This window comes from Microbacterium thalli, assembly GCF_028737325.1.
GTDB classification, from domain to species: domain Bacteria; phylum Actinomycetota; class Actinomycetes; order Actinomycetales; family Microbacteriaceae; genus Microbacterium; species Microbacterium thalli.
Genome location: NZ_JAQZCH010000002.1, coordinates 896,567 through 909,749, shown reverse-complemented (window position 1 = coordinate 909,749; position 13,183 = coordinate 896,567). Strand labels below are relative to the sequence as shown.

The 13,183-nt window shown below is 70.1% G+C and carries 13 protein-coding genes; 12 read left to right on the top strand and 1 reads right to left on the bottom strand.

Going from position 1 to position 13,183, the window contains the following annotated elements; all coding sequences use genetic code 11:
- Positions 1-7: 7 nt before the first annotated feature.
- The 10 genes from infC (at position 8) to pheT (ending at position 9,367) form a co-directional block, all read left to right on the top strand.
- Positions 8-682, top strand: coding sequence for a translation initiation factor IF-3 (infC, locus tag PUW82_RS12425; protein ID WP_274222587.1), 675 nt, complete (start codon positions 8-10; stop codon positions 680-682).
- Positions 683-726: 44 nt separating this feature from the next.
- Positions 727-921 carry a 50S ribosomal protein L35 gene (rpmI, locus tag PUW82_RS12420; RefSeq protein WP_005048908.1) on the top strand — a complete coding sequence of 65 codons (195 nt, stop codon included), beginning with the start codon at positions 727-729 and terminating at the stop codon, positions 919-921.
- A 32-nt stretch (positions 922-953) separates the two neighbouring features.
- A complete protein-coding gene (gene rplT, locus PUW82_RS12415; protein ID WP_023951735.1) occupies positions 954-1,334 on the top strand; it encodes a 50S ribosomal protein L20 in 381 nt (126 codons plus the stop codon).
- 78 nt (positions 1,335-1,412) lie between these two features.
- Positions 1,413-2,210, top strand: a complete 798-nt coding sequence (locus PUW82_RS12410; RefSeq protein WP_274222586.1) for a TrmH family RNA methyltransferase — start codon at positions 1,413-1,415, stop codon at positions 2,208-2,210.
- A 108-nt stretch (positions 2,211-2,318) separates the two neighbouring features.
- Positions 2,319-3,110 (top strand): amino acid ABC transporter ATP-binding protein, encoded by a 792-nt coding sequence (locus PUW82_RS12405; RefSeq protein ID WP_274222585.1) that lies wholly within the window; start codon positions 2,319-2,321, stop codon positions 3,108-3,110.
- 59 nt (positions 3,111-3,169) lie between these two features.
- Positions 3,170-4,078: a glutamate ABC transporter substrate-binding protein gene (locus PUW82_RS12400; protein ID WP_274222584.1), complete on the top strand. Its 909-nt coding sequence runs from the start codon at positions 3,170-3,172 to the stop codon at positions 4,076-4,078.
- A 70-nt stretch (positions 4,079-4,148) separates the two neighbouring features.
- Entirely contained in the window at positions 4,149-4,796 is a 648-nt protein-coding gene (locus PUW82_RS12395; RefSeq protein ID WP_274222583.1) for an amino acid ABC transporter permease, read from the top strand.
- On the top strand, positions 4,793-5,731 hold the full coding sequence (locus tag PUW82_RS12390; RefSeq protein WP_274222582.1) for an amino acid ABC transporter permease: 939 nt from the start codon (positions 4,793-4,795) through the stop codon (positions 5,729-5,731). Before PUW82_RS12395 ends, PUW82_RS12390 begins: the two co-directional genes overlap by 4 nt.
- 88 nt (positions 5,732-5,819) lie before the next feature.
- Positions 5,820-6,860, top strand: coding sequence for a phenylalanine--tRNA ligase subunit alpha (pheS, locus tag PUW82_RS12385; protein WP_274222581.1), 1,041 nt, complete (start codon positions 5,820-5,822; stop codon positions 6,858-6,860).
- Positions 6,860-9,367 (top strand): phenylalanine--tRNA ligase subunit beta, encoded by a 2,508-nt coding sequence (gene pheT / locus PUW82_RS12380; RefSeq protein WP_274222580.1) that lies wholly within the window; start codon positions 6,860-6,862, stop codon positions 9,365-9,367. Before pheS ends, pheT begins: the two co-directional genes overlap by 1 nt.
- Positions 9,368-9,463: 96 nt before the next feature.
- Here pheT and PUW82_RS12375 read toward each other — a convergent pair whose 3' ends face one another.
- Positions 9,464-10,591: an AAA family ATPase gene (locus tag PUW82_RS12375; RefSeq protein WP_274222579.1), complete on the bottom strand. Its 1,128-nt coding sequence runs from the start codon at positions 10,589-10,591 to the stop codon at positions 9,464-9,466.
- 59 nt (positions 10,592-10,650) lie between these two features.
- Here PUW82_RS12375 and PUW82_RS12370 point away from each other — a divergent pair, with 59 nt between their 5' ends.
- Complete coding sequence (locus PUW82_RS12370; protein WP_420792753.1) at positions 10,651-11,451, top strand: ABC transporter ATP-binding protein; 801 nt, start codon at positions 10,651-10,653, stop codon at positions 11,449-11,451.
- Positions 11,433-13,013, top strand: a complete 1,581-nt coding sequence (locus PUW82_RS12365; RefSeq protein ID WP_274222578.1) for a hypothetical protein — start codon at positions 11,433-11,435, stop codon at positions 13,011-13,013. The genes PUW82_RS12370 and PUW82_RS12365 overlap by 19 nt, the downstream gene beginning before the upstream one ends.
- Positions 13,014-13,183 lie beyond the last annotated feature (170 nt).

Sequence of the window (13,183 nt, the reverse complement as noted above, 5' to 3'; positions counted from 1 at the left end):
CGTCCCGGTGGCCACCACCGCACGAACAGGAGTTCCGCACATCAGCGATCCCCGCACCAACGACCGCATCCGCGTCCCCGAGGTTCGCCTCGTCGGCCCCGCTGGAGAGCAGGTCGGCGTCGTCCGTATCGAGGTCGCCCTGCGTCTGGCGCAGGAGGCCGAACTCGACCTCGTCGAGGTCGCCCCGAACTCGAAGCCGCCCGTGGTCAAGATCATGGACTACGGCAAGTTCAAGTACGAAGCGGCTCAGAAGGCGAAGGAAACGCGTCGCAACCAGGCCAACACGGTCCTCAAGGAGGTCCGTTTCCGTCTGAAGATCGAGGCGCACGACTACATCACCAAGCTCAAGCGCGCCGAGGGCTTCCTCCAGGCGGGCGACAAGGTCAAGGCGATGATCCTGTTCCGCGGTCGCGAGCAGTCGCGTCCCGAGCAGGGTGTGCGCCTGCTCCGTAAGTTCGCCGAGGATGTCGCCGAGCTCGGCACCGTCGAGTCGAACCCGACCATCGACGGCCGCAACATGGTGATGGTCATCGCGCCGCACAAGAACAAGTCCGAGGTGAAGACCGAGCAGAACGCGCAGCGTGCCGCCAACAAGGAAGCGGCGCGTCAGGCCCGCTCCGGCGCCGATGCTGACGCGGACGCTCCCGACACCGAAGACGCCGCTCCCGCCGCCGCGGAGTAGCCCACAGACTCCCGCCTCGCGGGATACACAACGAAGGAAGAGACATGCCGAAGCAGAAGACCCACTCGGGTGCCAAGAAGCGCTTCAAGGTCACCGGCAGCGGAAAGATCAAGAAGCAGCAGGCGAACCTCCGCCACAACTTCGAAGGCAAGCCCACCAAGCGCACGCGCCGCCTGTCGGCCGACAAGATCCTGGCTCCCGGCGACGCAAAGGTCGCCAAGAAGCTCCTCGGCATCTGAGCGCTGCTGCGCACGAATAGGAAACAAACGAAATGGCTAGAGTCAAGCGGGCAGTAAACGCCCACAAGAAGCGTCGCGTCATCCTCGAGCGCGCCTCCGGTTACCGCGGACAGCGTTCGCGTCTGTACCGGAAGGCGAAGGAGCAGGTCACCCACTCGCTCGTCTACGCGTACCGCGACCGTCGCAAGCGCAAGGGCGACTTCCGTCGTCTGTGGATCCAGCGCATCAACGCCGCTGCCCGTCAGAACGGCATCACGTACAACCGCTTCATCCAGGGCCTCGGCCTCGCGGGGGTGCAGGTCGACCGGCGCATGCTCGCCGAGCTCGCCGTGAACGAGCCCGCGGTCTTCGCGTCGCTCGTGGCGACGGCCAAGGGCGCTCTGCCGGCCGACGTCAACGCTCCCAAGGCCTGACCGGTCCGCAGCGTTCCACGCACCGCACGAAGGGGCGTCCTCCGCAGGGAGGGCGCCCCTTCGCCGTATGCTGAAACGGTGCTGGAGAACCCCCGATCACCGCGCGTCCGCGCCGTCGCCAAGCTGACCAAACGCAGCGCACGCCACGAATCGGGGCTGTTCCTCCTCGAGGGTCCGCAAGCGGCGCGCGAGGCACTGGCCTACCGCCCCGACACGCTCGTCGAGGTCTTCGCGACCCCGGCCGCGGTGGAGCGGCATCCCGAGCTGCGCGCCGCCGCCGAAGACGCCGGCCTCGACATCGTGTTCGCGAGCGAGGCCGTCCTCGGCGCGATGGCCGACACGGTCACACCGCAGGGGATCGTCGCGGTCGCCCGCCAGTCGGCGACCTCGGTGCGCGACGTCTTCGCGGGTGCGCCGCGCCTCATCGCGATCTGCGAGGAGGTGCGCGATCCCGGCAACCTGGGCACGATCATCCGGGCCGCGGATGCCGCCGGCGCCGACGCCATCGTGCTCACGGGCCGCACCGTCGACCCCTACAACCCGAAGGTCGTGCGCTCCACCACGGGGTCGCTGTTCCACCTGCCCGTGGCCGTGGGAGTCGAGCTGGAGACCGCGATCGAGCGGGCGCATGCCGCAGGCATGCGCGTGGTCGCGGCCGACGTGAAGGGCGAAGACTTCCTCGAGCATCGCGCGACGCTGTCGGAGCCGACGGCGTGGCTGTTCGGCAACGAGGCGCACGGCCTCGACGACGACGCGCTGTCGCGCGCCGATCTGGCTCTCCGCCTGCCGATCTACGGCGCCGCGGAGTCGCTGAACCTCGCGACCGCCGCGAGCGTCTGTCTCTACGAGACGGCGTTCGCTCAGCGCGCCGGCTGAGGTGCCCCGCGCTCCACGCCGCGCCGTGTATTCCGATTCTGTTACAGATCGGAGACTTGACGCCGATTGGCGGGCGCGAGCGGGGGAGTGCTCTTAGTGTGACTTCCTATGACCACTCCCGAAAACCCGGCGCCGCCGACGTCGAACATCAGCGTGCGTCGCGGTGACCCGCTCGTCGTTATCGAGGGCGTGCAGAAGCACTACGGCTCGTTCCAGGCGCTGAAGGACATCGACCTCACGGTGAACCGCGGCGAGGTCGTCGTGGTCATCGGCCCCTCGGGCTCGGGCAAGTCGACGCTGTGCCGCACGATCAACCGGCTCGAGACCATCAGCGAGGGCACCATCTCGATCGACGGCGAGAAGCTGCCGTCCGAGGGCAAGGCGCTCGCCGCCCTGCGCGCCGATGTGGGCATGGTCTTCCAGTCGTTCAACCTCTTCTCGCATCTGACGATCCTCGAGAACGTCACCCTCGGCCCCATCAAGGTCAAGGGACTGAAGAAGGCCGAGGCCGAGAAGCTCGCGCGTGAGCTCCTCGACCGGGTCGGCGTCGGACACCAGGCCGACAAGCTGCCCGCGCAGCTCTCCGGCGGTCAGCAGCAGCGCGTCGCCATCGCGCGCGCTCTCGCGATGAAGCCCAAGGTCATGCTGTTCGACGAGCCCACCAGTGCGCTCGACCCCGAGATGATCAACGAGGTGCTCGACGTCATGGTCGGCCTCGCCCAGGACGGTATGACGATGATCGTCGTCACGCACGAGATGGGCTTCGCCCGCAAGGCCGCCGACCGCGTCGTGTTCATGGCCGACGGCCAGATCGTCGAAGAAGCCGTTCCCGAGCAGTTCTTCACCTCGCCGCGCAGCGACCGGGCGAAGGACTTCCTCTCGAAGCTGATCACCCACTGACATCACTGCTTCCGCACCCTGCACCGGGCGCGGATGACCCCCAAACCCAGGAGGACCACATGCGCAAGACCCGCATCACCGGCGCGTTCGCCGGTGTCGCCATCGCTGCGATCGCCCTGACCGGCTGCAACAGCGGTTCGCCCACGTCGCCCGGCGCCGCCGGCGGCGGCGAAGAGGAGAGCACCGGCGCTCTCTGGGAGGTCGCCTCCGACGTGTCGCTCGAGGGCAGCCCCACGTTCGACGCCATCTCCGAGCGTGACAAGGTCATCGTCGGTGTGAAGGAGGACCAGCCCGGTCTCGGCTTCCTCGACGCCACCACGAACGAGCGCACCGGTTTCGACGTCGACATCGCGCGCTGGATCGCCGCCTCGCTCGGCTACGACGAAGACAAGATCGAGTACAAGGCGATCGCCTCGGCGAACCGCGAGCAGGCGATCGTGAACGGTGACGTCGACTACTACGTCGGCACCTACTCGATCAACGATGCGCGCAAGCAGCAGATCGACTTCGCCGGCCCGTACTTCATCACCGGTCAGGGCCTGCTCGTCGCCGCCGACAGCGAGATCGCCAGCGAGGAAGACCTCAACGCCGACACCCGCGTGTGCTCGGCGACGGGTTCGACCCCGATCCAGAACATCAAGGCGAACTACCCCGAGGTCCCGACCGAGGAGTTCGACCTGTACTCGGCTTGTGTCGACGCGCTCATCAACGGCACCGTCGACGCCGTCACCACCGACCAGGCGATCCTGATCGGCTACGCCGCCCAGTACCCGGACGACATCAAGGTCGTCGGCGAGCCCTTCAGCGAGGAGCGCTACGGCGTCGGCCTGGCCAAGGGCGATGACGCGCTCCGCGCGCACATCAACGAGCTGCTGACGGACGGCGGCGACGTGTGGCAGGGGATCTTCGACAAGAACCTCGGCGAGTCGGGCATCACGGTCGAGCAGCCGGCCGTCGACGCCTACTGAGTCGCACTGACACCATGACCACGGGGCGGGGGCGCAAGCGCTCCCGCCCCGAACCAGCCAAGGAGACCATGTGGGCGTCATCACCGACAACCTCGACCTATGGGGCGAGGCGCTCGGCAACACCCTGTTGCTGTTCTTCGCCGGAGGAGCGATCGCCCTCGTCCTCGGCACCCTCGTGGGTGCCATGCGCGTGTCGCCGATCCCCGTGGCCCGGGCCTTCGGCACGGTCTACGTCAACACGATCCGCAACACCCCGCTGACCCTCGTCTTCTTCTTCTTCGCCTTCGGCTACCCGCAGCTCGATCTGCCGAACCCGGGCTTCACGGTGCTCGGCATCTGGGCACTCGGCATCTACACCGCGACCTACGTCGCCGAGGTGATCCGCGCCGGCATCAACACCGTCCCGGTCGGCCAGGCCGAAGCCGCCCGTGCGATCGGCCTGCCCTTCGGCCAGGTCATGACTCTCGTGATCATGCCGCAGGCCTTCCGCTCGGTCGTGCCGCCCATGATGAGCGTGTTCATCGCCCTGCTGAAGAACACGACCGTCGCCGCCGGGTTCTCCGTCGCCGAGCTCGGCGTCATCCGCTCCAACCTCAGCGAGCGCGGCGAGAACGCCCTCATCGTCCTGCTCTGGGTGGCCCTGGTCTTCGTCGTCCTGGTGCTCCTGCTGAGCGCGCTGCAGCGCCGCCTCGAGAACAAGTGGAGGATCGCACGATGACTTCCGTCCTGTACGACGTCCCGGGTCCGCGCGCGATTCTGCGCAACCGCATCCTCGGGGTCGTCACGATCCTGCTCGTCGCGGCCGCGATCGGCTTCGTCGTCTACCGCTTCGCCGTCAGCGGTCAGTTCTCGGCCGACAAGTGGTACGTCTTCAGCTTCGGCAACGTGTGGCTCGGCATCATGCGGGCGCTCGGCAACACGCTCGCCGCCTTCGGACTCGCCGCCATCGGATCGCTCGCTCTCGGATTCATCCTCGCGATCGGCCGCCTGTCGGACCACGCCTGGGTGCGCGTGCCGTTCGGCGTCGTCATCGAGGCCTTCCGTGCGGTCCCCGTCCTCATCTTCATGATGCTCATGTACTACGGCCTGCCGACCCTCGGCATCCGGATGGAGCCGTACTGGGCCGTCGTCATCGCGCTCGTCGCCTACAACGGGTCGGTGCTCGCCGAGGCGCTGCGTGCCGGCATCGAGTCGCTGCCGCGTGGACAGAAGGAGGCCGGCTACGCGGTCGGTCTGCGTAAGAGCGGCGTGATGCGCCTCATCCTGCTGCCGCAGGCGGTGCGGGCCATGCTGCCCGTCATCGTCGCGCAGCTCGTGGTCACCCTCAAGGACACCGCGCTCGGCTTCATCATCACCTACCCCGAGCTGCTGTACTACGCGAAGCAGCTCACCTCGCAGCCCGGGCGTCCGATCCTGCAGGCCGGCATCGTCATCGGCGCGATCTACATCGTGATGTGCCTGCTGCTGTCGTGGTTCGCGAACTTCCTCGAGAAGCGCCTCTCGCGTTCGCCGCGCACCACCGGGACCGCCGGCGGGGCCGCAGCCGTCGATCCGCTGCACCACCCGGTGGCCCCGACTACCGACACCGAGCTCATCGCTCTGCAGAAGGGGATCGGGAAGCACGATTCCACCAGCGGCGCAGGCGGCGTCTGACGCGCCAGCACGATACCGACGGGCCCCTCACGCGGAAGCGGAGGGGCCCGGTCTGTTGTGTAGGTGACATTCACTAGACTCGACTCCCGTGTCCGACGCACCCGAGATCACCCCCGACGCGGTCGCCGCGGCGGTGGATGCGGCCCTCGCCGCCATCGCCGCCGCCTCCTCGACCGCGGACCTGAAGTCCGCCCGCAACGCCCACACCGCCGAGGGGTCGCCGCTCGCGCGCCTCAACGCGCAGCTGCGGTCGGTGCCCAATGAGAAGAAGGCCGAGTTCGGCAAGCTCGTCGGGCAGGCGCGAGGCCGGGTCAACCAGGCGCTCGCCGCTCGCGAGCAGGAGCTCGCCGCCGCTGAGACGGCTGCGAAGCTCGAGGCGGAGGCGCTCGACGTCACCGCCATCGCCCCGCGGGCGCGCGTCGGCGCGCGGCATCCGATCTCGCTCCTGCAGGAGGAGGTCGCCGACCTCTTCGTCGGGATGGGGTGGGAGATCGCCGAAGGCCCCGAGCTCGAGCACGAGTGGTTCAACTTCGACGCGCTGAACTTCGATGTCGACCACCCGGCGCGCCAGATGCAGGACACGTTCTTCGTCGATCCCGTGGCGCGCCACCTCGTGATGCGCACCCAGACGAGCCCCGTGCAGATGCGCTCGATGCTCGAGCGCGACATCCCGATCTACGTGCTCTCGCCGGGACGGGTGTTCCGCACCGACGAGTACGACGCGACCCACCTGCCGGTGTTCACGCAGTTCGAGGGCCTCGTCGTCGACAAGGGCATCACGATGGCTCACCTCAAGGGCACGCTCGACCACGCGGCGCGTGAGCTGTTCGGTCCCGAGGCGAAGACGCGTTTCCGCACCAACTACTTCCCGTTCACCGAGCCGAGCGCCGAGCTCGACCTGTGGCACCCGACCTTCGCCGGCGGTGCCCGCTGGATCGAGTGGGGCGGCTGCGGCATGGTGAACCCCAACGTGCTGCGCGCCGCCGGCATCGACCCCGAGGTCTACTCCGGGTTCGCCTTCGGCATGGGCATCGAGCGGACGCTGATGTTCCGCTCCGACGTGAAGGACATGCGCGACATGGCCGAAGGCGATGTGCGCTTCAGCGAGCAGTTCGGGATGGTGGTCTGATGCGCGTTCCGCTGTCGTGGTTGCGTGAGTACGTCGATGTGCCGGCGGATGCCGCACCCGAAGACATCCTCGCGGCGCTGGTGTCGGTCGGCTTCGAAGAGGAGGACGTCCACGGTTTCGACCTGACGGGCCCGATCGTCGTCGGCCGCGTGGTCTCCTTCGAGCCCGAGCCGCAGTCCAACGGCAAGACCATCCGCTGGTGCCAGGTCGACGTGGGCGAGGCCAACGGCGGCGTGCGCGGCATCGTCTGCGGTGCCGGCAACTTCTTCGAGGGCGACAAGGTGGTCGTGACGCTCCCGGGCGCCGTGCTGCCCGGGCCGTTCCCGATCGCTGCGCGCAAGACGTACGGGCACGTGTCGGACGGCATGATCGCCTCGGCGAAGGAGCTCGGCCTCGGTGACGAGCACAACGGCATCCTGCGCCTGACCGAGCTGGGCCTCGACCCCGAGGTCGGCACCGACGCCATCGCGCTGCTGGGCCTCGACGACGCCGCGATCGAGGTCAACGTCACGCCCGACCGCGGCTACGCGCTGTCGGTGCGCGGCATCGCCCGCGAGTACTCGCACGCCACTGGCGCGGCGTTCCGTGACCCGGCGCTGCGCGACTTCGACGAGCTCGAGCACCCCGCGGCGGGCTTCGACGTCGCGGTTGACGACCGGGCGCCGATCCGCGGCCGCGTCGGCGCGACGGAGTTCGCGGTGCGTGCCGTGTCGGGCGTCGACCCGTCGCGGCCGACGCCGCCGTGGATGGTCGCGCGCCTGACCCTCGCCGGCATCCGTTCGCTCGGCATCCTGATCGACATCACCAACTACGTGATGCTCGAGCTCGGCAACCCGATCCACGGCTACGATCTCGATACGCTCACCGGTGGCATCACGGTGCGCCGCGCGACACCGGGCGAGAAGCTGACGACGCTCGACGGCAAGGAGCGCACGCTCGACAGCGAAGACCTGCTCATCACCGATGCGTCGGGCCCCATCGGTCTCGCCGGCGTCATGGGCGGCGGAACCACCGAGATGACCGATGCGACCCGCAACGTGCTCATCGAGGCCGCCGTCTTCGACACCGTCACGATCGCCCGCACCGCCCGCCGGCACAAGCTTCCCAGCGAGGCCTCGCGTCGCTTCGAGCGCGGTGTCGACCCGCTGCTGCCGTTCGTGGCCGCCCGCCGCGTCGCCGACCTCATGGTCGAGCTCGCCGGGGGCACGCTCGAGCCGGTCGGCGGTGCCCTCTTCAGCGAGGTCTTCCTCGAGGCCATCGATCTGCCCCGCGGTTTCGTCTCGGGGCTCATCGGCATCGACTACACCGACGACGAGGTGTCGTCCGCCCTCGAGACGATCGGCGCCGAGGTGACCGACACGGATGCCGGCTGGGAGGTCATTCCGCCCTCGTGGCGGCCCGACCTGACGGACAAGTGGACCTTGGCCGAAGAGGTGGCTCGCATCCACGGGCTCGACCGCGTGCCGTCGGTGCTGCCGACGGCGCCGTCGGGCCGCGGACTCACCGAGGAGCAGAAGGGGCGTCGGCGCGTCTCGAACGCGCTCGCCGCCGCCGGTTTCGTCGAAACGCCGTCGTTCCCGTTCACGACGAGCGAGCGCAACGACCTGCACGGCTCGCCGTCCGGCGAGTCGCTGCCCTCCGTCAAGATCGCGAACCCGCTCGACGGCCAGGCGCCGTACCTGCGCCGCTCGCTGATCCCGGGGCTGCTGCAGGTCGCGCACCGGAACGTCTCGCGCGGCCTCACCGACCTCGCCCTGTTCGAGGTCGGCGCCGTGTTCCTGCCCGAGGCGGGGGTCAGCTACGGCACCGCGGCGGTCCCGCCGCTCGCAGTGCGGCCCGACGACGACACGCTCGCGGCGCTGCACGCCTCGATCCCGCCGCAGCCCCGCCACGTCGCGGTGCTCGTCGCCGGCAACGCCACCCCGAAGACGCCGGGTCACCCGGCCGTCCCGGCCGACCTGAGCGACGTCCTGAGCGCGGTGCAGGTCGTCGCGGCCGCCGCTGGCGTCCAGATCTCGGTCGCCCAGACGCGCCGCGCGGCGCTGCACCCGGGGCGCGCCGCCGCGCTGACCGTCGGCGGTGTCGAGATCGGGTACGCCGGCGAGCTGCATCCCGAGGTGTCCGCGGCAGCCGACCTCGCCGGTCGGGTGCTGGTCGCCGAGCTCGACCTCGACGCGCTCCTGACCGGCGCGGCCGATCGCGTCGTCGTGGCCTCGCTGTCGGGGTACCCCGCGGCGACGCAGGACGTCTCGCTGGTCGTTCCCGCCGACGTCACCGCGGGAGCGCTCGCCGCGGCGCTCGCGGAGGGCGCCGGAGAGCTGCTCGAGTCGCTGCGCCTCGTCGATGACTACCGCGGTGCGGGTCTTCCCGAGGGCGCGACGAGCCTGACGTTCGCGCTGCGGTTCCGTGCGGGCGACCGCACGCTGACGGCCGCCGAGGCGAGCGAGGCCAAGCTCGCGGGAGTCGCCGTCGCGACGGAGCGCTTCGGCGCCAGCATCCGCGACTGATCCTCGCCATCGGGCGCAGTTCTGACCGTCGATCGCAGCAACACCTGCGCTCGACGTCCGGAACTGCGCCCGACGCGTTCCCCGGGGCGGTCGGCGTCAGCGCGAGCCCCAGTTCCAGGCCGGCACGTCGAGGAACCCCTGGCCGTCGACGACGGTCTCGGCCTCCGAGCGCCGCAGCTCGACGCGCGCCGAGTCGGGAAGCGCCGAGACCAGGTCGTCGGCGTGCGACACCGTGATCACCTGCGTGCGCTCCGACGCGACGCGCACGAGCCGGGCGAGCGGCCCCAGGAGCGACGGATGCAGGCTCGCCTCGGGCTCGTTCAGCACCAGCAACGGAGCCGGGCGGGCGGGCAGCAGTGCCGCGCACAGCAGCAGGTAGCGCAGCGTGCCGTCCGACAGCTCGGCGGCCTCGAGCGGTCGCAGCAGTCCGGGCTGCTGGATCGTCAACCGGAACAGACCGTCGGATGCCGTGATGCGCACGCGGCTGCCGGGGAACGCCTCATCGACGGCGCGGTCGAGCGCGTCGCCCTGCCCCGCCTCGACGATCGTCGCCCACGTCGCGGCGAGGTCGGCGCCATCGTGCGCGAGGGTGTGGCTGCGCGTGCCGACCTGCGGCATCCGCGCCGGTGCGTCGAGATCGACGCGGAAGTGATCGTAGAAGCGCCAGGCGTCCATGGTGCGGCGCAGCGTCAGCAGCTCGGGCGCCGCGTCGCCGTCGACGAGGTCGGTCACGATGCTCTCGTCGGGGGAGAGGCGCTGGTCGAGCACCGTCCACGCGTCGTCTCGCACGCGCGTGCTCTGCCGCGTGCGGTCGATGAGCAGCGTCGACGGCTTGGCGACCCGTCCGGCGAAGACCTGCTCGCGCTTGATCTCGGGGTCACGGGCGAACATGCTCTCCTGGCTCGCCTGCGGGATGCCGAGGTCGACGAGGTACCCGAGCTCGTCCGAGGCGTAGCCGAGCTGAACGGCGAGGGGTCGGCGTCGGACGGTGCCCTGCATGCCGCCGCCGTCCTCGGGTCCGGCCCACAGCACCGACGGCAGTCCGCCCTCGCGGGCCAGCGTGCCGATGACGTCGCCGCGCGAGGTCGCCGCGAGCAGGCGCAGAGCCCGATAGAGGTTCGACTTGCCCGAGCCGTTCGGGCCGGTGACGACGGTGAGTTCGCCCAGCGGCACGACGACGTCGCGAAGTGAGCGGTACCCGGAGACGGCCAAGGTGCGCAGCATGCCCCCACTGTCGCAGGTCCGTCCGACACGGCGGCATCCGTTCCCGATAGGGTCGGGCCGTGAGCGAGATCCCTGCCAGCGTGACCCCGGTGCGCGAACCCACCGCCGTGCCCGCCCTCGAGCTGTCCGGGCTGGTGAAGCGATTCGGTCAGAAGACCGCGGTGGACGGTATCGACCTCACGGTCCCGTCGGGGTCGTTCTACGGGCTCGTCGGCCCCAACGGCGCCGGCAAGACCACGACGCTGTCGATGGCGACCGGCTTGCTGCGGCCCGACGCCGGCGGCGCGCGCGTGCACGGCATCGACGTCTGGCGCGACCCCGTCGCCGCCAAACGCACGATCGGCAACCTCGCCGACGGCGTGCGGCTGTTCGACCGCCTCACCGGCGAGCAGCTGATCACCTACACGGCGATGATGTTCGGCCTGCCGCGCCCCGAGATCGCGCCGCGCGTGTCGGACTTGCTCGACCTCATGGACCTGCGCGGAGCCGCGGGTACGATCGTCGCCGATTACTCCGCGGGCATGACCAAGAAGGTCGCCCTGGCGTGCGCGCTCGTCCACGCGCCGCGTCTGCTGGTGCTCGACGAGCCGTTCGAGTCGGTCGACCCGGTGTCGGCGGCCAACATCGAGGATGTGCTGCGCAGCTACACCGTCTCGGGCGGATCGGTCATCGTCTCGAGCCACTCGATGGACCTCGTGCAGCGGATGTGCGACCACGTCGCCGTCATCGCCGCCGGAAAGGTGCTCGCCGCCGGCACGATCGACGAGGTCCGCGCGGGTGAGAGCCTGCAGGACCGCTTCGTCTCGCTCGTCGGTGGCCGCCACCAGTCGGAGGGACCGCAGTGGTTGCGACAGTCCTGAAGCTCCGGTACCGCGTCCTCGGCAACACCCTCGCCCGCCGCCCCTGGCAGCTGGTTGGCTTCATCCTCAGCTCGCTGTGGGGCCTCGGCGTCCTCGGCGGTCTCGTCGCGGGGTTCATCGCGCTCGCCGTCTTCCAGGACCTCGAGGCCGCGACCGTCGTCGCCGTGCTGGGCGGCTCGCTGCTCATCCTCGGCTGGCTCGTCGGACCGATCATCATCGCCGGCGTCGACAGCACCGTCGACGCGACGCGCCTCGCTCCGTTCCCGCTCACCCGCCGGCAGGTCATGCTCGCCCTCGCCGGGACCGGGCTGACCGGCATCCCCGGGATCGTCACGACGATCGCCGCCCTCGCGACGCTCATCGTGTGGGCGCGATGGCCCCTCGCCGCGGTCATCGCCGTGCCGGCCGTGCTGGCCGGCGTGCTGACGTGCGTGCTCGCGTCGCGGCTCATGGCGGAGCTGTCGGGTGGAATGGGCGGACGACGCTCGCGCGAGATCATCGGCACCGCCGTGCTGATCGTGCTCATCATGACCGGCCCGATCCTCACCGGCATCGTCGCGCTGCTCGACCAGGCCGGCGGCGACCTGTGGACGCGGCTCCAGCAGGCGGCGGACATCCTCGCCTGGACTCCGCTCGGAGCCGCGTGGGCGGTGGCGCCGAGCGTTGCGGCGGGCGATGCGTGGGCCGCACTCACGAGCGCTGGGATCGCGATCGCGACTCTCGTCGTGCTGTGGGTGGTCTGGGATCGTGTCCTCGAGGCGGCGGTCTCGTCGCCTCGCCAGCGAGCGACGCGCGCGGTGGCCGCCGGCAAGCTGGGGCTGTTCGGCGTGATGCCGACCGGCGGCGTCGGCGCGACGTGGGCGCGGTCGCTCTCCGCGTGGCTGCGCGACCCGCGGTATCTGCGCCAGCTCATCGTCATCCCGCTCTTCCCTGTGCTCTTCGCCTTCACCGGCGGCACCGACGGCTTCATGTTCCTGGTGTCGCCCGTCCTCGCCGCATTGGTGATGGCGGCGGTCGGCTACGCCGACGTGTCGTTCGACGGCACCGCGTTCGGCACCACCCTGGCCACGGGTATCTCCGGACGCGCGGATCGCCTCGGCCGCCTGCTCGGCGCCGCGTGTGTCGGCATCCCGCTCATCGTGCTGATCGCGGTAGCGACCGCGGTGTTCTCCGGTGACGCGGCGCACCTGCCGGCCGTGCTGGGCGCCTCGCTGGGCGTGCTGCTGGCCGGATACGGTGCATGCGCCGTCTCGTCGGCCCTCATCGTCACGCCCGTGCCGTCGCCGGGCGACAGCCCCTTCAAGAGCACTCCCGGTCAGAACTCCATCGTGGGTCTGCTCGTCTTCGTCGTGTGGGCCGTGGTGCTCGTGCTCTCGCTTCCCGCGATCGTCCCGGCGATCGTGAATGCGGTGACGGGTGAGCAGATGTGGGGCTGGATCGCGCTGGCTGCCGGCGTCGTCTTCGGTGCGGTCGTCGTGGTCGTCGGCATCCTCGTCGGAGGTCGCACGCTCGAACGGACAGGTCCCGACCTGCTCGTTCGCATCAAGTCGTTCCCGACCTGATCAGCGGTAGCGGCGGCCCTCGTCGCGGCATCCCGTCACCGGGATTTGCCGGATGCCGTGCGGGGCCGCTACTGTCGGCGCATGTCCTCGGCCCCGCAGCGCACCGTCACGGTGTTCCGCGCGCGCCGACGTCTGGGCGACCGCCGACGTTAGGCGACCCCGTGCGCTCC